General features: G+C 68.9%; 14 protein-coding genes and 1 pseudogene. 7 read left to right on the plus strand and 8 right to left on the minus strand.

The window, feature by feature from the left end; all coding sequences use genetic code 11:
- Positions 1–131 precede the first annotated feature (131 nt).
- From AV521_RS41860 to AV521_RS41880, 5 genes are all read right to left on the minus strand, one after another.
- Positions 132–1,427 carry a sodium:proton antiporter gene (locus AV521_RS41860; protein ID WP_076096748.1) on the minus strand — a complete coding sequence of 432 codons (1,296 nt, stop codon included), beginning with the start codon at positions 1,425–1,427 and terminating at the stop codon, positions 132–134.
- Positions 1,428–1,767: 340 nt separating this feature from the next.
- The gene (locus AV521_RS41865) at positions 1,768–2,805 is read right to left on the minus strand and encodes an NlpC/P60 family protein (protein ID WP_256725932.1); all 1,038 of its coding nucleotides are present in this window, start codon (positions 2,803–2,805) and stop codon (positions 1,768–1,770) included.
- 93 nt (positions 2,806–2,898) lie between these two features.
- Complete coding sequence (locus tag AV521_RS41870) at positions 2,899–3,381, minus strand: poly-gamma-glutamate biosynthesis protein PgsC/CapC (RefSeq protein WP_076096750.1); 483 nt, start codon at positions 3,379–3,381, stop codon at positions 2,899–2,901.
- Positions 3,378–4,646, minus strand: coding sequence for a poly-gamma-glutamate synthase PgsB (gene pgsB / locus AV521_RS41875; protein WP_076096753.1), 1,269 nt, complete (start codon positions 4,644–4,646; stop codon positions 3,378–3,380). Before pgsB ends, AV521_RS41870 begins: the two co-directional genes overlap by 4 nt.
- Positions 4,647–4,652: 6 nt before the next feature.
- On the minus strand, positions 4,653–6,893 hold the full coding sequence (locus AV521_RS41880) for a cache and HAMP domain-containing protein (protein ID WP_076096755.1): 2,241 nt from the start codon (positions 6,891–6,893) through the stop codon (positions 4,653–4,655).
- A 932-nt stretch (positions 6,894–7,825) separates the two neighbouring features.
- On the opposite strand from AV521_RS41880, the gene AV521_RS41890 reads away from it, so the two are divergent.
- Positions 7,826–9,544: an RICIN domain-containing protein gene (locus tag AV521_RS41890; protein WP_256725933.1), complete on the plus strand. Its 1,719-nt coding sequence runs from the start codon at positions 7,826–7,828 to the stop codon at positions 9,542–9,544.
- 405 nt (positions 9,545–9,949) lie between these two features.
- Here the strand turns inward: AV521_RS41890 and AV521_RS41900 are convergent, their stop codons facing one another.
- Both AV521_RS41900 and AV521_RS41905 read right to left on the minus strand, forming a co-directional pair.
- Entirely contained in the window at positions 9,950–11,275 is a 1,326-nt protein-coding gene (locus AV521_RS41900) for a non-reducing end alpha-L-arabinofuranosidase family hydrolase (protein WP_076096761.1), read from the minus strand.
- A 446-nt stretch (positions 11,276–11,721) separates the two neighbouring features.
- Positions 11,722–13,197, minus strand: coding sequence for a xylan 1,4-beta-xylosidase (locus tag AV521_RS41905; protein WP_076096763.1), 1,476 nt, complete (start codon positions 13,195–13,197; stop codon positions 11,722–11,724).
- A 588-nt stretch (positions 13,198–13,785) separates the two neighbouring features.
- Here AV521_RS41905 and AV521_RS41910 point away from each other — a divergent pair.
- The 6 genes from AV521_RS41910 (at position 13,786) to AV521_RS41935 (ending at position 21,512) form a co-directional block, all read left to right on the plus strand.
- Entirely contained in the window at positions 13,786–14,838 is a 1,053-nt protein-coding gene (locus tag AV521_RS41910) for a LacI family DNA-binding transcriptional regulator (RefSeq protein WP_076096821.1), read from the plus strand.
- A 126-nt stretch (positions 14,839–14,964) separates the two neighbouring features.
- Positions 14,965–16,272: an extracellular solute-binding protein gene (locus AV521_RS41915; RefSeq protein ID WP_076096765.1), complete on the plus strand. Its 1,308-nt coding sequence runs from the start codon at positions 14,965–14,967 to the stop codon at positions 16,270–16,272.
- 6 nt (positions 16,273–16,278) lie between these two features.
- On the plus strand, positions 16,279–17,271 hold the full coding sequence (locus tag AV521_RS41920) for a carbohydrate ABC transporter permease (RefSeq protein ID WP_076096823.1): 993 nt from the start codon (positions 16,279–16,281) through the stop codon (positions 17,269–17,271).
- Between the two features lie 80 nt (positions 17,272–17,351).
- Positions 17,352–18,116 carry a carbohydrate ABC transporter permease gene (locus AV521_RS41925; protein WP_371917110.1) on the plus strand — a complete coding sequence of 255 codons (765 nt, stop codon included), beginning with the start codon at positions 17,352–17,354 and terminating at the stop codon, positions 18,114–18,116.
- Between the two features lie 52 nt (positions 18,117–18,168).
- Positions 18,169–20,400 (plus strand): glycoside hydrolase family 3 N-terminal domain-containing protein, encoded by a 2,232-nt coding sequence (locus AV521_RS41930; protein WP_076096770.1) that lies wholly within the window; start codon positions 18,169–18,171, stop codon positions 20,398–20,400.
- Between the two features lie 56 nt (positions 20,401–20,456).
- Positions 20,457–21,512, plus strand: coding sequence for an endo-1,4-beta-xylanase (locus AV521_RS41935; RefSeq protein WP_076096772.1), 1,056 nt, complete (start codon positions 20,457–20,459; stop codon positions 21,510–21,512).
- Here the strand turns inward: AV521_RS41935 and AV521_RS41940 are convergent.
- A pseudogene (locus tag AV521_RS41940) lies at positions 21,512–22,122 on the minus strand (family 1 glycosylhydrolase); the annotation flags it as partial. The gene AV521_RS41935 and the pseudogene AV521_RS41940 sit on opposite strands and share 1 nt — an antisense overlap.
- Positions 22,123–22,241 lie beyond the last annotated feature (119 nt).

A 22,241-nucleotide genomic window follows, 5' to 3' on the forward strand; every position in this document is an offset into this window, starting at 1 on the left:
ACGAGTACCGGCAGGCAGGCTGACCACCGACAAACTCGCAGATCACAGCCGATGAAGCCATTTTGAAACCCCACGATCGCAGCACCGCATGACACGACAGCATCGCGAGAAGCGCAGCACCGCCAGGCACATCAACTCCGCATGGCGACGACCTGTGAGTCCGCCTCGTCAGTCCTCGGGGAGCCCGGGCCGTCGGCAGCCGACGGGGTCGGGCCGGTCAGGGACCGGGCGATGACCACCGAGCCGCCGCCGTGGAGCAGAACGCTGCCGAGCACCGTCAGGGTCATGGCGTACAGGGCGGTGTCGGCGTACGGCCCGTCCGGCAGAGCGTTGAACGCGAGCAGGCCGAACACGATGGAGGTGGTGCCGCGTGGTCCGAGCGCGCCGACCATGAGCCGTTCTCGCCAGGTGAACGTCGAGCCGAGGAAGGCGAGCATGACCGGAAGGATGCGCACGAGGGTGAGCGCGGCGACGCAGAGCACGACGGTGGGCCAGTGGACGCCGTCGCCCACGGCGAGCACCACGGCGTTGCCGAAGAAGAACCACATGCACATCGTCATCATCGAGTTGGTGTCCTCGATGAGCTGGAAGTCCGAGGCGTGGGGAGCCGAAGCGCCCCGTCGGCGGACCGGCGCCTGCCTGACGTAGCGGAAGGCGATCCCGCACACGAACGAGGCCACGAAGCCATTGCCGTCCATCGCCACGGTCACGGTGTAGGCGAGCAGCGGAGTGACCAGCACGACGATCCGCCGGGACTGCTCCGTCATCCACGCTGCGCGGTCGGCCAGATTGATCAGCCATGCCACCAGCGCCCCCACCACGAAGCCGACGACGAGGGCCTTCAGCGCGAACGGCACGGCCGTGCCGAGGGCCTGCACGGGCGTGTGGGTGACCGAGTTGGTGCCGACGAGGATCAGTGCGAACAGGAAGAGGGGCGACACGATGCCGTCGTTGTAGCCGCTCTCCACGTTGAGCACGCTGCGCACCCTCGCCGGGATACGCCGGTCGCGGACCAGCGTCTCGGCCGGGGCGAAGTCGGTCGGGACGACGATGCACGCGATCAGCAGCAGCAGCGCCACCGGCAGCCCGGGCAGCAGCAGCGTTCCCAGCAGCACCATCGTGATCAGGCTCAGCGGCAGGGCCACCAGCAGTGCCCGCGCGGCGGAGCCGGGGTCGTTGCCGAACAGTCGCCCGCCCGGCAGCTCGGTGGCGTCGACGAACAGCAGGACGGCCAGGATGACCTCGGCCACATGCTGAGCGACCTCGGAGTTCAACGTGGCGGCGATATGGCTGTGCGTGAACACCCCCGTGACGACTCCCGCGAGCACCAGCACCAGAGGAGCCCGCACATGTCGTTGTTCCAGTCGCCCGGCGACCAGCGACCAGCCGGCCACCACCGTGGTGATCACAATCAGGACAGAGATCATTTGAATCCGCTTCAGAACTCGGAACAGACTGGCGGCCACTCCATCGGGGCCTCCACAAGGGCGTCTGCCGGCGCCAGCACGGGCAGACGGTGCAACGGACGACGCCCGGCCGAACAGCACGGGCCCTTACGCCCGGCTCCGGCATACCGCCGCTGGAGCGTGCACCAGCGCCGACAGGGCCACGGCCCCCCTCTGTCAACTCAGCAGTTCCTCGTGATCCCGTCGTCCTTCTCATCCCAGCGCACCGTTCACCGAAGGTCACTCCGCCGGTCAGCGGGATCCACCCCGCCGACAGGCTGGAACCCACCGTCCTGAAGGCGTCGGCCCGGTCGGAGCGCGGTCAGAGGCGGCGGGCCGCGCGCAGTCCTTGTGCGTAGTAGCCGTCACCGTCGAGCCGTGAGGTACCGCCCTTGTCACCCATGGTGGGGCCGCCCGCGCTCTTCCGGCTGGAGATGAAACGCGGGTGGTCGGCGGTGTCCAGGCCGAGGTAGATCCCGATGTGGCCGATCCGTCCGCCGGGCAGCTCCCGTGTTCTGAAGAAGACCAGGTCGCCGGGCTGGAGCTGCTGGATGACAGCGGGGCGGCGGTCGGTGAGGGGGATCACGGGTACGCCGAGCCGCCCGTGGGCGATCGCGTCGGCGGTCCGCTGCAGCCCGCTGCCCGCCGCGCTGTCCCTGCTGTTCAGCGGGAACCCCGAGCGGTATCCGTACACCAGCCGGACATAGCCGGAGCTGTCGACGGAGCGCGAGCGGTCCTTCTCGGGGCGGCGGGTGACTGCGTCGGGGAAGGTCCAGGGGATGCCCAGGTAGTCGTAGAAGTCCGAACCCACGCGCGGCTTCCCCTGCAGAGCACGCCCGGAGTCGCTGGTGGTGCCGGGTGTGTAGCGAGCGGCACCGCTGTATGTGACTCCCGCCGCCGTCGTCCGGGCCGGAGCACCGGCCATGTAGTCGAAGGCCGTGGCGAGGATGTCGGGATCGCGGCTGCCGAGCCGGGACCTGAGCCAGGTCTTGAACCAGTCGCTCCGCTCCGCGCCACGGGCCCATGCCTTGGGCAGCAGCCGCACCCAGCTCTTGGTGACGACCTGGGCATCCGTCGTACGTGGCTCCGCGAAGGTCCTGCTGGGCCCTGTCAGTACGGCCGTACGGGCGCCGTCGGTGAACGTGGCGATGACGGTGCCGTGCCGGTCTCGGGCGACCGTGCGGGCGGGGTTGCCGATCCGCTCGAAGTGCAGCTGGCCGCTACTGGCCTGTATTCCGGCACCCGGTGATGCCTGTGATGCCTCCGCATGGTCGGTGTGGTGCCTGAACCGCACGGTCAGCACGCAGCTCGCCGTGAGCAGGACGGCTGTCACCAGGAACAGGGCCGAGTTCCTGGTCAAGGAGAACCTACGGATTCCGGGCAGGAGGCGTTTCACTGGTCAACTCCGGTACATGGAAGGAGAGATGGCGCCGCGTGTCGGGGAGGGGGCGGCTCATGTCGTGGGCAGGGCGCCCAGCAGCAGCCCGGACACCACAATCACGTAGGTGGCGAAGGTGACCGCGCCGGTGGAGAGGACCGTCGCCGTCCTGGGCTGCCTCTCCAGCTGGTAGGCGATGAGTCCGGGGACGATGAACCCGAGGGCCTGATGGGCGAACAGCAGGGGGAACTGCTGCTGGAGCAACAGGGAGAGCCCGGCCTGGAGCAGGACACCGGTGAGCACGACGGCGGCGAACAGCCGCTTGCCGTAGAGGATGACGAAGCGCTGCAGCAGCTTGGTCAGCAGGTAGGTCAGGGCTGCCACGCTCGCGACCATGGCGGCGCGCCGCAGATCGTCGACGAGGGTGAGGGCGAGCCAGCCGGGGGTGATCATGCCGCCCGGTGAGAGGTTCGTGGTCAGGTAGCACAGGAGGGAGAACGCCAGACCGAGTGCGATGCCGATGGCGGCGATCTGGGGTGTGACTACTGCGGGGATCAACGGAACTCTCCGTGGGAGGAGTTGTAGTGGGCATCGGGCGATGTGCGGCCGTCTGTCGGATCGCCGGGGTCGGCGGCGTCGGGGGGTTCGGGCGCGAGTGCCGCGAGCCGCTCCAGGAAGTGTTCGCCCTGGCCGTGGATGTTGCCGATGGCGACGAGCGAGGAGTCCGGACCCAGGTGAGCCAGCAGATCCGTGGTGAGCCGGTCGGGGTCGCGGCGGTCGCCGCCGAGATCGACGACGTTCCCGGTCCAGTGGCTGGGTATGGCGTCGGCGGCCGACTTGGTGGGGTGGCCGATGAGGAACACCGTCTCCGGGTCGAGCTGGGGGATGAGCGCGCCCATCTGCCCGTTGCGCTCCACACGGTCGGGGCGGCAGTTGATGACGACGTGCAACGGACGCTGGATCGCATCCAGTTCGAGCAGCTGTTTGATGTTCATCACCGTTGACTCGGGGTCGTTGGCGGCGAAGACGTTCGCGAATCGCAGCCGCTTTCCGTCAGGGGTGCGGTACCGCTCGACGGACAGCACGCCCGGGTCCGGTGGCGCCTCGTACATTCCCTTCAGCGCGGTCGCGCGGTCGACGCCGAGCAGTTCGGCGACCGCGAGTGCGATGGCGACGTTCTCCTTGAAGGTGAACCAGTTGAAGCCGCGCAGTTCGTCGTCGGTGACGGTCTGCGGGTCGGCGTAGATCAGCTGGCAGTTCCGGGCGTCGGCCTCCTCCTGGAGGATGGGGAAGCGCTCTTTCTCCGCGGTGACACAGACGCCGCCCTCCGGCAGGGACCGGCACAGGGAGCGGGCCACATCGTCCAACGTCGGGCCCATCTCGGCGAGATGGTCCTCGCGGACGTTGCAGAGCACGCCGATGGTGGAGCGGATCAGCTTGGACTGGTTGATCTCCTGGAGTGCGGGCATGACGGCCATGCACTCCATGACCAGCGCATCGGGTCGGTAGGTGGCGGCCCGCCGGACGATGCCGATCTGCTCCACGACGTTGGCGATGCCGAACTTGCGGTAGACCGGCTCTTCGGTGGCATCGGGATGGATGAACCGGGCCGCGGTGCCCGTGGTCTTGGCGACGGTCACCAGGCCGCTGCCGCGCAGCGCGCCCGCGCACAGCCGGGTGATGGAGGACTTACCGCGAATGCCGTTGACCAGCACTCGGGTGGGTATGGCGACGAGATTCGCGTCATGGCGGCGCTGTTCGACGATGCCTGCGACGAGCAGGCCGGCGCAGCACGTCGCGAGGACGCAGTACAGGAAGAGCACGGCGGGTCAGCTCCTGGGACCGGGGCCGGACGGGGAAGTGGAGGGGGTGGGCGCCCCGTCCGGGGAACCGGGCGCGGGCGGTGTGTCGGTGCGGGAGAGTCGCTGTCTGATCAGTTCGAGGCTGCGGGCGACGGATCCCACCTCGTCGTGATAGCGCGGGTAGAGCACCGTTCTGCGGTCCCCGGCTGCCAACGCCTCGGCTCCCTGGGCGATTTCACGCAGCGGACGGACGACGACGAGGTACAGCCAGCCGAGGCAGAGGGCGCCCGTGGTCACCCCCAGCAGACCGACGAGCATGATCCGCCGCTGTGCCTGGTACTCGGGCAGACCGATCCACAACACCGGCCTGATCGAGGCGACCTTCCAGCCGAGTGCGCTCGCGACGCCCAGCTTGTCGTTGAACGGCGCCACTGCGGCGACCGCCGGATTCCTCCAGCCGAGCAGCAACTCAGCGGAGCCCTTGGTCGTGCGGACGGCCTCCAGTTGGGCCCGCAGCCGGCCGTCGGAGACCCGCCCGAAGGCCACGAACCCCTTGTTGGACGCGATGACCCGATGCGCGGAGTCCACCAGCCACACCGAGCCCAGGCCGGGTCGGTTGAGGATGCCGACCAGGTACTGGACCTTGAACTCGCCCACGACATAGCGGCGTCCTGACCTCGTCGGCGCACCTTCGATCGGCTGAGCGGCCACTGCGGCGAGCACCGGTTCCTTGCCGGAGGTGTTCGTCTGCATGACCCCGGGCCTGATGCGGACCTTCTTCGGGGTACGGGGTTCACCGCCGGCACGGACGAGGATCTCACCGGCGCCGTCGACGACGTACAGGGACTGATATCGGCCGTGCTGCTCCAGGGATCTGTCGAGGATCTTGCGCGCCTCCTCCGGCCGAGCAGCGTCGATCACGTTGGCGAGATGGGCGAGATCCGCGTATCCATCGTTGATCCCCCTGCGCACGCGATCCGCCGTCGTCTCGGTGCGTTGCCGCTGGTCGTCGGTGATCAGTCGTGGTACGACCGCAGCTGGGTGCGGCCAGGTGCTGCCGAGCGTCAGCAGCATCGACGCGGGCCAGGCCAGCAGAGCGAACGCGCACACCACAAGGACGGTGCGCAGTCCGAGCCGATGCCGGCCCTTGCCGGTCCCGAGCAGCACACGCCCCTTGGCCGGTGGCTGCGCGGCTGTCTCCTGCGACGGGTCGTCCCTGCCACGGAGTTGAAGGCGCAGTGCCTCCAGCGCGGCGCCGACCCGGGCGGGTTCCCCGAAGCGGGGCACGTGGACGGGAGCCGTGAGGTCGCCCGAGCCGAGTCTCCGCGCTTCGCGACGCAACCGCAGCACAGGCCGCTGCACCACCATGTGGAGGGCGGCGGTGACCCCGGCCGCGAGGGCCAGCAGCACGGCCGCGGCGAGGAGGGCGAGCCGAAGGTCGCCGGTCCTGGCCCCATGACGCTCGGTTCGCACCGTCGTGACGACCGTCAGTCCGAGTCCACTGCTCGGACTCTCTTTCGCGGCAAGCCCCCGGGCCACTCCGGCGTACCCGACGGCGGTACGGGTGTTGCCGTCCGCTGCCCCGACGAGACTGCCGCTCGGACCGTCGAAGCCGCCGGCAGCGGCGGTGTCCGACGGTCCCTTGCGCTGCGCCTCGCGGGCGGCGGTGCCGACCAGCGCCTTGGCCCGGTCAGTGCCGGATCCCGGCCCGGTCGAGGTGAGAGTGGCCCCGCCACGGTCCACGACGCCCAGCGTGTGATTACTGCCGACGGAAATGCCCGGCAGCTTCAGGCTCTGCGAAGCGACGAGCAACTCCTGCCTGCCGCCTTGCGACAGCGTCGCAAAGACCAGCAGCCGGGTGACGCCCGAGTCGTCCCGCACCAGCCTCGGAGGCGGGTTCGCCGGCAGCCCGCGGAGATCCACCTTCCCGAGCGGTACGGCCTCGCCCTGCGAGGCGAGCAGCCGACCGGTGGACAGGTCGACGACGGCGGTACCGCGCCACTTACGGTAGGCCCGGTCGAGGCGGGTCAGCATTCCGTCCGCCGGTACGGACTTGGAGCCACCGAAGTCCGCGGCCGCTGCCCGCAGATCGGTGACGCTCTGGTCGACGGCGCCCTGCAGCGCCACCGCCCCGTCCTCGGCCATGTGCTGCTGGGAGCTGAGGACGGCCTCGGGAACGCCCCGTTCGGCATCGCTCCCGACGGCGAACACCGTCAGGCCCGCGACGAGCGCCAACAGAACCGGCAGGGTCGCCAGTGGCGGCCGCACACCTCCCAACACAGCCATGTCCGCCCGACGCCGAGCCGGGCCCCGTGTGGATATCGGGGATCGAGTGGTGGTCAAGAAGCATCCTTTCCGAGCTCTGCCGAGGCCGCGTGAAGCAACGAACAGAAGTTCTTGACCTGCCTGACGACGGGAATGCTTCGCCGGTTTATCAGGGAGGTGTGACGGCACTCACCCATCGGCGACAATGTGCCGTTTCGCGCATGGGAGCAGGAGTTACACAACCGCCCTGACCTGCTGGTTTGCAAGATGCCGGCAGCGGATTCGATGGCCGAAACGCTCGATTCGCAACACCTGCCCGAATGGTGAATTCAGGCTTCACGAAATGTGAACAAATTGCGATGGACCGTCTGCGAGCGGGACGACAATTGCCCGCAAGGATTATTTTGCATTTCTGCTGCCTTGTCCATCCCGCAGTCGGCTGCTTCACCCCCGCCGATCGGCGGGGGCGTGGGCGCGTCACCCGCCGAACCCTCCGTCGTAGCCCTGGCCCGTGAACTCGCCGGTGAACGTCTGGCCGCCTGGCACCGGCAGGAAGCGTCCGCATCTGCGGCGTGCCCGCCTCTTCGACGAAGGCGATCGGGGTCTCCTCATCGTCGCTCAGCTCTCACAGCAGTGGGGCAGCCGTCACACCCGCGCAGGCAAGACGATCTGGGCCGAACCACCTCTCACCCCTGCGCAGGCGGAAAAACTCCGTGGATCTTCGCGGCAACCTTTTCGGCCTCTCGGACCACTCAGTGGTGTCCGGCCAGGTGGTCCGGTCAGACGCACGACTGAAAGAGAGCACAGACATGCCCCTTGAACGAGAGCACAGACATGTCCCCAGTCCACCCACGTCATCGGTGGCGTCCCGCGCCGACGGCCGCCGTGCCGACGGCCACGCCCGCGGTGGTCGCCCGAAGCATCGTGGCCGTCGGTTGCTCGCGCGTCGGGGCTTCTGGGCGGGCCTCGTCATGGTGGTCGTGGCCGGCTCCGCCGTTGTGGTCAGCCAGGCTTCGGCGCAGCAAACCCTGGATCTGAAGAAGTCGTACGTACTGGTCAACCGCAACAGCGGCAAGGTGCTGGACGACCGCGGCTTCGCCACGAACGACGGCGCGGCGGTGGTGCAGTGGGCGCGCCACGGCGGGGCCAACCAGCAGTGGCGGTTCATCGACGCGGGTGACGGGTACTACCGGCTGCAGAACCGGAACTCCGGCAAGGTGCTGGACGACCTCGGCTGGTCGAAGACCGCCGGCTCCGCCATCGTGCAGTGGAAAGACCTGAACGGCACCAACCAGCAGTTCAAACTGGCCAAGTCGCCGGACGGCTACGTGCGTTTGATCAATCGCTTCAGTGGCATGGCCGTCGAGGTCCACAACGCCGCCAAGGCCGACGGGGGCGACGTCGTCCAGGATCGCGACCGGGGCGGCGCCGATCAGCAATGGCAACTCGTCCCGGCCGGGAGTGTCGGCAGCGCCGGTACGCCCACCGCGCCGGGCGGCAGCGTTCCCACCAGCCAGGCTCCGAGCGGCTCGCACCCGTCGTCGCCGTCGTCTCCCGAGGCTGGTGGCGGCAGCTCGACGACACGTTTCATGGGCAGCAGCACGGTGCTCATCGGCGGCTCGATGACTGACGCCTCGGCGACCGCCGCGCCGTTCGACGTGCGCTACGCCTATGTGCACAGCCAGCCCGCGCCCTCGTCGGACTACTACACGGCAGCGCGCTGCCACGACGGGTGGTCGGGCTGGTGGGGCTGCTGGACCGGCAGCACCACGGCGCCCGGCACGTACGTGACCTATCGGGAGACCGTGGCGGCCCACGCGACGTACAAGGGCAGCCCGCGCCCGCAGAAGATGCTCTGGACCTGGTACTCCTTGCGCGACCTCGGGGATGCGGCAGGCCAGGGCGACGGTCCGGGCGAGGTCAAGGCCATCAACAGGACCGACCTGCTCACCCGATACCTGAACGACTACCGCTTCTTCCTCCAGAAGATCGGCACGTCGCACGACGCGATCGACCTCGAACCCGACTTCTGGGGCTACGTCCGGTCGCTCGGCAATCCGCACCAGGTCGCCGCGCAGGTCACGGCCTCGAATCCGACGGACTGCGGATCGCAGGAGAACAGCGCCGCCGGCCTGGCCCAGTGCCTGATATCGATGGCGCACAAGTACGCGCCGAACACCGCCGCGGGGCTGCACCTTTCCTGCTTCGACTGGCAGACCAACACACAGGCATGCGTCAAGGACTACGCGGACCTCGGGGCGAAGAACGCCGACTTCCTGGTCACCGATGTGTCGGACCGCGACGCAGGCTGGTACGCACAGCCGGCCCACGGCGGCAGTGACCACTTCTGGACCGACCAGAAGGCCGCCGCCGCGCTGAAGTTCTACAAGACGATGGCCGAGTCCGTGGGCAAGCCGGTGGTCCTGTGGCAGATCCCCGTGGGCAACATGGCGCAGAACAACACTCTCAACCATTACAAGGACGACAAGGTGGACTGGTTCTTCGCGCACATGGACCAGGTCGCGAACGCCCATGTCGCCGGCCTGCTCTTCGGTCCAGGACAGCAGGAACAGACAACGGCCGAGTCCGACGGCGGAAACCTGATCCGCAAGACGATCGCCTATCACAACTCGCGCGGTACAGCGCTCAAGTAGGCGAAGGCACGAATGCGCCCCCATCTCCCCGATGGGGGCGCATTCGTCATCTTCGCCGGGCTGAGGACTTCTCGGTCGGCGCCGGCCGTGCCGCCGTCGGTGCGGGCGCCGATCGAGGCGGCCTTGGCGAAGGGGATGATGGTGCTGACAGGTGACGGCAGAACGCCGAACCGGGTCGTCGGCGCCCAGGCCCACGCCGCGCAGGATCAGGAGCACACCCTTCAGCCGGACAAGCCCCTCCGGGCCTCCGCCTGGTCCCCGAACGATTGGAACCCCAGCCGATGCACGGCTGGGGTTCCTTGAGGCGGCGGGTATCGGTCAGCGGGTGGAGGTGCCTGCGCCGTAGACCGCTCGTCTACACGCCGGCGGACCGCACCCGATCGCGATCACCGTGGATCAGGCGGGTCAGGGCTGCAGGGTGAGGACACCCGGCCGCCACGGCAGTCGGTCGTAGGGGCCGGTCGCCGCGGGGGACTTGCCCTGGTAGAGGAACTGCAGGTGGCAGGGGTCGATGGTCATGGTCTGGTCGGGGTTGTTGCGGACCAGGTCACCGTGGCTGATGTCGTTGGTCCAGGTGGCGCCGCTGTTGGCCTTGCCCGCGAAGGGGGTGCTTTCGCTGGCGGCCTGCGGGGTCCACGAACCGCTGAGGCTGGACGCCGTGAACGAGCGGAAGTAGCGCCCGTTCGCACCTATCGCCTCGACGATCATGAGGTACTGGTTCTGGTCCTTGACTTTGTAGACCTGCGGTGCCTCGAACAGACTGTTCGTGGAGTCGCTCATGACCGTGGTGGCGGACGAGCCGAAGCTGCCGGGGAAGTTCCCGATCGGCATGCTCGCCCGGTAGATCTTGCCGTTGTCACCGGCGAAGAACAGGTACATGTTCTGGCCGTCGGCGATCAGGGTCTGGTCGATCGGCCCGGTGCCGGAACCTGGGATACTGCCGGTGAACAGAGGCTGCGGCGAGGACCAGCCGTTGGGGTTGGTGGGGTCGCTCGACGTGCGGTAGAAGAACGGCCACGCGCCCCACTGGGACGCCAGGACCCAGATGTTCTTGGGCGCGAAGTAGAACAGCGTGGGCGCCACCGTGGACTGGCTCATCCCGGTCTGGCCGGCCGACGCCATGTCCGACCAGTNNTTCAGTGAGACCCACCCGTTCGCCGGCTGCGCCAGCGCACCCGTCGACGTCCATCGGTACGTCGACGGCAGGGAGCAGGTGCCGCCGCCCGGCGTCGCGGACAGGCCTGTCCATTTCTGGTTGCTTCCGCCGTTGCACGTCCAGAGCTCCACCGCCGTGCCGTTGGCTGTGCCGGCGCCGGTGACGTCCAGGCATAGCCCGGATTCGACGCCGACGATCGTGCCGTCGGAATTCACCCGCCACTGCTGGTTCGCACCGCCGCTGCAAGTCCAGATCCGCACCTGGGTACCGGCCGCGGTGGCGTGGCCCGGAACATCCAGACACTTGTTGCCGTACACGGTCAGATGGTTGCTGTCCGTCCATGTCCACTGCTGGTTGGTGCCGCCCGAGCAGTCCCAGATCTGCGGGTGGGTGCCGTCGGTCTGGCTGGCGTTCGGTACGTCGAGACACCGGCCGGAACCCACACCGCGTAAGGCGCCGCTGGTGGCCGCCTGAGCCGGGTTGGCGACAAGTGTCGCCGCCAGCAGGAGCAGGGCCGCGACGGTGGCGGCGAACACCGCGGGCAGATGTCCGCGGCTTGAAACTCGTCTGGGCATGGGGACCTCGTCATCCTTGGGTGAGCGGCTCCGGTTGGCCCCATCAGGGGCTGCCCGGACTGTCGACGCGAGACACATTGATGCGGGCATGTCATTGGCGTCGTGCGGCATGCCCCTTGCGGCTCGGTGGTTGCGGTGGCGCGACTCGGCGGTGCTCTGCTGTGCGAGTGGAGTGACCTCTTGGTTCGGTATCTCGTTCGAAGGTCGAAATACCGAGCAGCTTGGATGATAGGGAACCAAAGAGCAGCGTCAATACCTCCTGGAATCCGGCCCGCGCCGACATCCTGGCCGGCTTGCGCCGTTGTCGGCGAAACGCCGTGCGCCCGGGATGCCTCGCTCACCGTTGGGCAACGGGTCCATAGCGCGGTGAACTGAATGGCAGCGATGACGGCGGCCGCCGTGGGCCCGGGAGAGCGGGCCCGTGCCCAGCTCGGCCGTGCGCATGTTCACGGGGCACCGCCGAGGAGTCGGCTCTCGTCCCACCAGGGAGGCGTCTCGTCGCGGACCGGGTCGAACTCGACCAGCGTCACTTCGTGGCGGGCCAGCGCGAGATCGAGGCCGACCATGCCGTCCCGCGCGGTCTCCCGGCCGTGCGTACGCGCAGGTTCGGCGGCCTCGTGCAGCCGGTCGAGCCGGCGCAGGTCCGGGGAGAGGGGGCTGCCCATGCGCCGCCACGCCGTGTACGCGTTGCCGCGCTCCCCGTCGACGGACGACCGCAGGGTGAACACCTCGCCCGGACCGGTCGGCACCGAGAGGCGTACCCGGTGCCCGTCCGTGTCCACCGGTGCCCACGCGAGCACCGCCACCCGCCCGTCGGCGTGCCGCGTCACGAGATGGTCGGCACCGCGCGCAAGTACCACCTCGCCCGTCCGCGCCATAAACGCATAGAGGTGGTACGTCGGCTTCTTCACCTGCCGGTGGGTGAGCAGCCCGAACCCGCCGTGGAACAGCGCGGTCGGTACGCCCGTCTCCTCGAACATGTCGCTGAACGTCCAGTACGAGAAGGAGTCCGCGTACTCCCCGCCCTCCGCGACGACCGGAGCCAGGTACGCGGCATGGAAGGCGGTGTCGTGGATCGGGTTGTCCGGCCGGTAGGAGGAGTTGAACTCGGTTATGTGGACTGGGAGGTGGGCAAGACCCGTGTCCTTGAGGGCGCGCCGGGGCTGACCGAACTGGTCGAGCAGCCCCTGCGCCGGGCCCAGCGTCTGATGCACCCCGAACGGCACATGCTGGGCCGGCCCCGACGTGTACGCGTGCCGGGACACGAAGTCGACCGGCACCTCCCGTGCCGCGGCGAACGCGGCGAACCGCCCGATCCAGTCGTCCGCGCCGGGTGACACGGCCGGGCCGCCCACCTGCAGCGACGCGTCGATCGCCTTGATGGTGTGCGCGGTCATCTCGTACAGGCGGTGATATGCGTGCTCGTCGGCGCCCTCCCAGAAGTCCGGGAGGTTCGGCTCGTTCCACACCTCGATCGGCCAGGTGCGTACCTCGTCGAGCCCGTAGCGGTCCACGAGATGGCGGACCGTCGCCCGCACGAGGTCCACCCATTCCCTGCATGAGGACGGCGGCGTGACGTTGCCGCCCCACCAGAACACCGTCTGGTCGCCTGACGCCAACTCGCCCGGCATGAAGCCGAGTTCGAGGAACGGCCGGATGCCGAGTTCCAGATAGCTGTCGATGACCTGATCGACGTACGTGAACGCATGGTGGACCCGCCGCTCGCCTTGCCACTCGTACGGGCGGTACACCCCCATGCCGTCACTGAGCAGCCCGTGCCCCCGGATGTACCCGAAGCCGATCTCGCGCTGCACCAGGGCAAGGGACTCCCGGTGGTCGCGACGCAGCGTGAGGTCCATGCGGCCCGTGCCGACGCAGGTCCGCCACGGGGCGGCGGCGATCATGGTGGAGGAGGAACTCATGCTGGGCCTTTCGTCTCACGGGCAGTGCGCAGCCGGGAAAGGCGGTATCGGGAACGAGGACCGAGAAGTTCCGAGAGTCTTCCGGAAACAACACCGCAACCTAGGACCGCTCTTGGACCCTGTCAATGGGGTGCGTACGTACGGGAGTTGGCCGGAATGCCGAACGGCCTTCACATCCCTGGACCGATGCCGCAGCGTTCCTGACCCCCATGGGAGGCCTGGTGACCGCCTTCGACCTGCCCCCGAGCGAAACGGAGTGACACCGGCCGCCGCTGGGCGAACCGGATGACTTCGACACCTTCTGGCAGGAGCCCTGGCATCCGCCGCGCACCCCGATGCGCCGCTCACCCCACGCTCGGGTACGTCGAGGAGATCCCCTTCGCCCGGCGCGCCCAGGCCCCCGCCCGCATCTGCGTCGGCCTGCCGGGATCCTGAATCCGCCCGGCGCCAGGGCCCAGATTCGAGGCCGATGTTCGACGGGTCGTATGGGCGGAGGGCTTGACCGGCGACCGGTCGACGGCATGTCCTACGGTTTCCGGAAGGAGGGCGTAGACCTTTCGGGAGCACATGTCGACGGAGGAGGGGAATGTGGCCGGGGAAGGCGCTCAGCGCAAGACAGCCACGCGGAGCCCGGACGGGCCGGCCAAGGTGACGATCACCGAGATCGCGCGAGAGGCCGGCGTGTCGGTGCCGACCGTCTCGCGGGTCGTCAACGGACGCTCCGACGTCTCGCCCGCCACCCGGGCCCGGGTCGAGGACCTGCTGCACCGGCACGGCTACCGGCGCAGGCCCACGGGCGACCGGGCGGCCCTGCTCGACCTGGTCTTCAACGATCTGGACAGCCCGTGGGCCGTGGAGATCATCCGGGGCGTGGAGGAGGTCGCCCACGAGGCGGGAGTCGGCACCGTCGTCTCCGCGATCCACGACCGGGCGGGTGCCGCGCGCCAGTGGATGACCAATCTGCGAGCCCGCGCCTCGGACGGCGTGATCCTGGTGACCTCGGCCCTGGAGCCGGGCCTGCACGACGAACTGCGGCGTCTGGGCGTTCCGTTGGTGGTGATCGACCCGGCCGGATCACCCGCCACCGAGGCGCCGACCGTCGGCGCCACCAACTGGGCGGGCGGCATGGCGGCCACCGAGTATCTGCTGCACCTCGGGCACCGGCGCATCGGGTTCATCGAGGGCCCGCCGCGGCTGCTGTGCTCCCGGGCCCGGCTCGACGGCTACCGGGCCGCGCTCGACGTCGCGGGCGTGCCGGCCGCCGACGAACTCATCGTGCCTGGCGACTTTTACCACGAGTCCGGCTTCACGGGCGCGGGCTGCCTGCTCGACCTGGCCGACCCGCCGACCGCGATCTTCGCGGCCAGCGACCAGATGGCGCTCGGCGCGATCGAGGCACTGCGGCGGCGTGGCCTCAGGGTGCCCGAGGACATGAGCATCGTCGGCTTCGACGACCTGCCGGAGGTGCGCTGGTCCGCGCCGCCGCTGACGACCGTGCGCCAACCTCTCGCGGACATGGGCAAGTTGGCGGCGCGCTCGGTCCTCGATCTCGCACGCTCGGTCGCCCCCGCGTCGCCACGGGTCGAACTGGCGACGGAACTCGTGGTCAGGGCCAGTACGGCAGCGCCGCGCCAAGCGTAACGGAACGTAATACTCCGGGGGTGTCAACGGCGCTTTTTGTCAAGGCCGTTGACACCCCCGACGCATGCCCGTAATTTCCGTGGCCACCTCCCCGATAATTTACGGATCTCTTCCGGAAGGTGTGTCATGCCAGACACTGCCCCTTCTTCTCTCTCCCGTCGCCGCTTCCTTGGAGTGGTCTCCGTCGCGGGGCTGGGCACCGCCGTGCTCACGTCGTGCGGGAGCTCCGACTCCGGCGGCGGCAAGGACAGCCAGGGCAGGACCGTTGTCGAGTGGTGGCACATCCAGACCACGGAGCCCGGCAAGCACTTGTGGCCCCAGCAAGCCAAGGCGTACGAGAAGGCGCATCCCAAGGTCAAGATCAAGCTCGTGCCGCTGGAGAACGACGCCTTCAAGTCGAAGATGACAGCCCTCGTCGGTACGGGAAAGCTGCCCGACCTGTACAACACCTGGGGCGGTGGCGTCCTCAAGCAGCAGGTCGACGCAGGTCTCACCGAGGACATCACCGACCAGGTCAAGGACTGGATCGGCGACCTGGTGCCCGCCTCGCGCAAGGCGTACGAGTTCGACGGCCGGACCTACGCCGTTCCGGTCGACATCGGAGCCGTCGGCTTCTGGTACAACAAGGCGCTCTTCAAGCAGGCCAAGATCGCCGCCCCGCCCACGACCTGGGCCGAACTCCTCGACGCCGTCAAGAAGCTCAAGACGGCCGGCATCACGCCGATCGCCCTCGCCGGCAAGGAGAAGTGGCCCGGCATGTACTACTGGGCGTATCTGGCGATCCGTATCGCCGGGGTCGACGGAATGCAGAAGGCCGCGGACGCGAAGGACTTCAGCGGCGACGACTTCGTCAAGGCGGGCGAGCACCTCAAGGAACTCGTGGACCTGCAGCCGTTCCAGAAGGGCTTCCTGGGTGCCGCGTACCCGGGGCCGACCGGTGAGGCAGCCACCATGGGCAACGCCAAGGCGGCCATGGAACTGATGGGCCAGTGGGCGCCCAATACGCAGAAGTCGGAGGGCAAGGGCATCGGCTCCGACCTCGGCTTCTTCCCCTTCCCGGCGGTCGACGGCGGCAAGGGCAAGCCCACCGACGTCTTCGGCGGTGGCGGCGGCTACGCGCTGCGCAAGGGCGGGCCCAAGGAGGCCCTCGACTTCCTGAAGTGGTTCGTCGGCCCCGAGAGCGACAGCAGGCTCGTCAGGGAAGGCGGGATGATCCCGGTGAACACGAAGGCCCGGGACGCCCTCACCGATCCCAACCTCAAGGCAGTCTCCGACCTGCTGAACGCCGCCACGGCCTTCCAGCTCTACCTCGACCAGGCCTATCCGCCGGCCGTCGGCCAGGAGGTCAACGACTCGGTGGCCGCGCTCATCGCGGGCTCCAAGTCCCCGCAAGAGGTGACCCGTTCCATCACCCAGGTCGCGAAGAGCCAGTAGATGACGATGACTTCGACCCAGATCGAGGACGCGGAACCCGCTCTGGGAGAGGGGTCGCCGACCGGTCAGGCGAGGAACCGGCGGCCGGTGGCCCGCCGGGTGCGAGACTGGCTGACCGCCTTCCTGTTCACCGTCCCCGGGCTCGCTCTGTTCCTCGTGTTCGTGGCGATCCCGATCCTGTACGCGGGATACGTCTGCTTCTTCAACTGGGGTGGTTTCGGTTCGCCTTCGGACTTCGTGGGCGTGGACAACTTCACCCGCCTGTTCCAGGATCCGGTGTTCCTCGGCGACCTGTGGCGCGGCCTGCTCCTGGTGGGGCTCTCGCTCGGCCTGCAACTCCCGTTCGCGCTCGCCATGGCCGTGCTCCTCAACCAGAAACTGCGCGGCCGCGCCGTCTACCGGATGCTGTTCTTCGCCCCGTACGTCCTGTCGGAAGTCATCACCGGCGTGCTGTTCTCGATGATCTTCGCGCCGGACAGCGGGCTCGCCGACAAAGTGCTCGGCGCCGTCGGCCTCGGCGGCGCCGGCGGCCTCTGGTTCGCCGGCCAGAACACCGTCCTGGCGACCCTCTTCCTGGTCATGACCTGGAAGTACTTCGGATTCCACATGATGCTGCTCCTGGCAGGGCTTCAGGGCATTCCGGCCGAACTGACGGAAGCCGCCCGCCTCGACGGGGCGAACGCCTGGCAGCGTTTCCGCCACATCACCCTGCCCCTGCTCGGACCGACGATCCGGATGAGCATCTTCCTGTCCGTGATCGGCGCGATCCAGCTCTTCGACCTGGTGTGGGTGGTGACGCAGGGCGGACCCGACCACCACTCCGAGACCATGGCGGTCACGATGTTCCAGTTCGGCTTCAAGCGCTACCAGATGGGGTACGCCAGCGCGATCTCGATCGTCATGTTCCTCATCAGCCTCGTCTTCGCCCTCTTCTACCAGCGCTATGTGCTGCGCCGCGACACCGAAGGCGCCCTCACGAACATGCGAGGATCCCGATGACGGCCCCGGCTCCGACTGCACGGCGACGCAGCTTCAAGTCCCTGCCCCTGTACGTGACTGTGTGGCTGATCGGCGTCGTCATGGTGACGCCGCTGCTGTACGCGCTCATGTCCGGCTTCAAGTCCACCGACCAGCTCTCCGGCAACTCGTTCGGCCTGCCGTCCCCGTGGGTGACGAGGAACTACACCGACATCCTCAAGGACAGCGCGTTCTGGCGCATGCTCGGCTCGTCGACCCTGATCGCCGTCGCGACCACCGTGCTGACGGTGGGTGCCGCTGCGCTCGCCGCGTTCGCGCTCGCCCGATTCGCCTTCCGGGGACGGGAGGTGCTCTTCGCCCTCTTCACGGTCGGCCTGATGTTCCCGTTCGCGGTGGCGATCCTGCCGTTGTTCGTGCTCCTGCGCACGTTCGGACTGCTCGACAACCCGTGGGGCGTGATCCTGCCGCAGGCCGCGTTCGGGCTGCCCATGACCGTGGTCATCCTGCGCAACTTCTTCCGGGAGATCCCCGGCGAACTGGAGGAGGCAGCCACGCTCGACGGCTGCTCCGCGTTCGGCTTCTTCTGGCGGGTCCTGCTGCCGATGGCGCGGCCCGCGCTCGGCACCGTCTCCGTCCTCGCCGTGGTGACCAGCTGGAACAACTTCCTGCTCCCACTGCTCGTCTTCAGCGAACCCACCTGGTGGACGATCCCGGTCGGCGTCCAGCAGTTCCAGGGCCAGTACTCCAGCGACACCGCCCGCATCTTCGCCTACCTGGTCCTGTCCATGGCACCTGCGCTGGCCTTCTACGCGGTGGCCGAACGGCAGTTGATCGGCGGTATCACATTGGGCGCGACCAAGGGCTGACACCGCCGTCGGCCGTCAACACCCCGTTTTCACACCGTACGTGAGGAGTTCCATGGTTCAGCCATGGCAGGACACCACCCTGTCCGCGCAAGCCCGGGCGGCGGACCTGCTCGCCCGGATGACCCGCGAGGAGAAGACCGCCCAGCTGTCCAGTGTCTGGCTCGGCAGCTCCGCAGACGAAACAACGGGCGCCGAGGTCGCCCCCGGCCAGAACGCGTACGCCAACCGCAGCGCCGCCCTGGACACGCTGCTCCCGTACGGGGTCGGCCAGCTGACCCGCCCTTTCGGTACCGTTCCCGTGGATCCGGCAGAAGGCGCCGCCCGCCTCGCCGAACTGCAGCGCACCATCCGCGCGGGCAACCGGTTCGAGCTGCCCGCGCTCGCCCACGAGGAGTGCCTGACCGGCTTCACCGCCTGGCAGGCCACCGTCTTCCCGACCCCGCTCGCCTGGGGCGCCACCTTCGACCCCGCGCTGATCACGGACATGGCCCGGGCGATCGGTACGTCGATGCGCGCGGTCGGCATCCACCAGGGCCTCGCCCCGGTCCTGGACGTCGTACGGGATCCACGCTGGGGCCGCACCGAGGAGACCATCGGCGAGGACCCCTATCTCGTCGGCACGATCGGTTCCGCGTACGTACGCGGCCTGGAAACTGCCGGCATCGTTGCGACGCTCAAGCACTTCGCCGCGTACTCGGCCTCCCGAGCCGCCCGCAACCACGCGCCCGCGTCGATCGGGCCGCGCGAACTCGCGGACGTCATTCTGCTGCCGTTCGAGATGGCGATCCGCGACGGCGGCGCCCGCTCCGTGATGCCCTCCTACAACGACATCGACGGCCTGCCCGCCCACGCTCACCAGATGCTGCTCACTCACATCCTTCGCGAACAATGGGAGTTCAGTGGCACTGTGGTCTCGGACTACTACGGGATCTCGCTCCTCGAAGAGGCGCACCGGGTCGCGGACGGGGAGCCCGGAGCGGCGCGGCTCGCCCTCGCCGCGGGTGTCGACGTGGAGTTGCCCGCCGCCCGCTGCTTCAGCCTGACGGACCCGCTCCCCGAGGATCTGCTCGACCGGGCCGCGCTGCGCGTCCTGACCCAGAAGTGCGAACTGGGGCTGCTCGACGCCGACGGGGAGCCCGGTGCCGGGGGTGTGCCCGTCGATCTGAACCCGCCGCACATGCGGGAGCTGGCGAGTAGGGTCGCCGAGGAGTCGGTCGTGCTGCTCGCCAACGACGCCGGAACGTTGCCGCTGAGTGACGGGCTGCGCATCGCCGTCGTCGGGCCGCTCGCCGACGAGCAGGCCGCCATGATGGGCTGTTACACCTTCCCCCGGCATGTGGGCGTGCACCACCCCGAACTCCCCATCGGTGTCGAAGTGTTGACGCTGGCCCAGGCGCTGCACGCGGAATTCCCGGGCGCCGAGTTCGTCGACGAGCCGGCCGGCGCGGATGTGGTGCTCGCCGTGGTCGGGGACCGCTCCGGCCTGTTCGGACGCGGCTCGTCGGGCGAGGGCTGTGACGCCGAGGACCTGGAACTACCCTACGGGCAAGGGGAATTGCTGGACGAGATCATGGCGTCCGGCGCTCCGTTCATCGTCGTCGTCCTCAGTGGGCGGCCCTACGCGCTGGGCCGCTGGGCCGCACGGGCCGCGGCCGTCGTCCAGGCGTTCTTCCCCGGGCAGGAGGGCGGCCGGGCCGTCGCCGGCATCCTCTCCGGGCGTGTGGAGCCGTCAGGGCGACTGCCGATCGCGGTGCCGCGCAGCCCCGGCGGTCAGCCCGCCCCGTACCTCGCGCCGCCGCTCGCCCGGAACGGCTTCCCCAGCACGGTCGACCCGACCCCCCTCTACCCGTTCGGCCACGGCCTGTCGTACACCACCTTCGCCTGGGACGTCCCCCAGTGCGAGAGCGCCGAACTCCCCACCGACGGCGAGACCTCGATCCGCCTCACTGTCCGTAACACCGGCGACCGGCCGGGCACCGAGATCGTCCAGCTGTACCTCCACGACCCGCTCGCCACCGTCGCCCAGCCCGATGTCCGGCTCGTCGGCTACGCCCGGGTGCCGCTCGACGCGGGGGCGTCCGCCGAGGTCCACGCCACCTTCCCGGCGGACCTGGCCGCGTACACCGGAGCCGACGGCCGCCGCGTCGTCGAACCCGGCGCCCTCGAACTGCGCCTCGCGACCTCCAGCGCACACGCCCGCCACACTGTGCCGCTCACCCTGACGGGTCCGGTCCGCGAGGTCGGGCACGAGCGGCGGCTGCGCTGCGAGATGCGTGTCAAGTAGCCGCGTCGGCTCAAGCTCAACCACCGTTATTCGCATCCTAGTCGAGGAGATCCACGATGCGCTCCACTCGTGTCCGAACCGCCACGCTCGCCGCCGCGGCAGCCCTTCTGGCGGGGCTCGCCGTCGCCCCGGCCGCCCACGCGGGCACCCACCGGCACACCGCCGACCCCACCCTCGGCCAACTCGCCGAACGCACCGGCCGCTACTTCGGCGCCGCCGTCGACAACCCGGAACTCGCCGACACCCCGTACGCCGACCTGCTCGGCAAGGAGTTCGACGCCACCACCCCTGGCAACGGCATGAAGTGGTACGCCACCGAACCGCAGCGTGGCGTCTTCGACTTCACCGCGGGCGACGAGATCGTGAACTACGCAAAGGCCAAGGGCCTGAAGGTGCGCGGCCACAACCTCCTGTGGCACCAGCAGCTGCCGGACTGGCTCACCTCCGGCACCTGGACCAAGGACGAACTGCGCTCCATCCTCAAGAACCACATCACGCACGTCGTCAAGCACTACAAGGGCAAGGTCTTCGCCTGGGACGTCGCCAACGAGATCATGAACGAGGACGGCACCTACCGGGAGAACATCTTCTACAAGACGATCGGCCCGTCCTACATCGCTGACGCGCTGCGCTGGGCCCACGCCGCCGACCCCAAGGTCAAGCTCTATCTGAATGACTACAACGTCGAGGCCGTAGGCCCCAAGTCCGACGCCTACTACACGCTGATCAAGAGGCTCAAGGCCGACCACGTCCCGATCGACGGGTTCGGCATGCAGGCGCATCTGGCGCTGCAGTACGGATTCCCGGACCGGATGCAGCAGAACATCCAGCGCTTCGCCGACCTCGGCGTCGACGTCGCGATCACTGAGCTGGACATCCGCATGACCCTGCCGTCCGATGCGGCCAAACTGGCCCGACAGGCCGACTGGTACGGCAAGGTGACCGACGCCTGCCTCGCCGTGAAGCGCTGCGTCGGTATCACCCTGTGGGGCTACTCCGACAAGCACTCGTGGATCCCCGCGGTCTTCCCGGGCGAGGGCGCGGCCCTGCCCTGGGACGAGAACCTCGCACACAAGCCCGCGTACGACGCGATCCGTGAGGCTCTGCGGTAGACCTCGGGCGCGCGCAGTGCCTCGACGGCCAGGCCGTGTCCGACGAGCAGGTGGTGGGCGGCGGCGAGGGCGCCGGTGCCCTCCTGGGCGCCGGGTGCGTGGCGGCCGACGGCGTAGCCGAGGAAGACGCTGCACCAGGGCTCGTTGAGGGTGATTCAGCTCGGGACGCGGTCGCCGAGGCGCTCGGCGACGATCGCCGGGTACTTGGCGAACCGCTCGGCGCTCGCGCGGACCCGCCAGCCGCCTTCGTCCTCCAGGGCCTGCGGCAGGTCCCGGTGGTAGAGGGTGGCGGCCGGTTCGATCCCGGCGTCGAGGAGGTCTTCGGCGAGACGGGAGTAGAAGTCCAGGCCCTTCCGGCTGGTCGGGCCCTTGCCGGTGGGGTGGATGCGGGGCCAGGCAATCGAGAAGCGGTACGAGTCGTCGCCGAGGCCGCGCGGCAGAGCCACGTCCTCGGGGTGGCGGTGGGAGCGGTCGCAGGCCACGTCCCGGTGTCGCCGCGATCGACGCGGCCCGGGGTGTGGCTGTAGGCGTCCCAGATGGAGGGGTCGCGCCCGCGGTGATGCCGGCGGCGCTGTACTTCTGGGCGAGTCCGCTCCGGAGTGGAAGGCACCGTCGACAAGTAGGCCCACGGACACGGCATGCGCCACTGGCGGCATGGCATCCCCCGGTCGAAATCCTGGCGGACGCTGGGCAGTTGCCCTCGGCCACCCAAGATCCCCGACAGAGTCA

This window comes from Streptomyces sp. IMTB 2501 (assembly GCF_001953885.1).
Classification (GTDB): domain Bacteria; phylum Actinomycetota; class Actinomycetes; order Streptomycetales; family Streptomycetaceae; genus Streptomyces.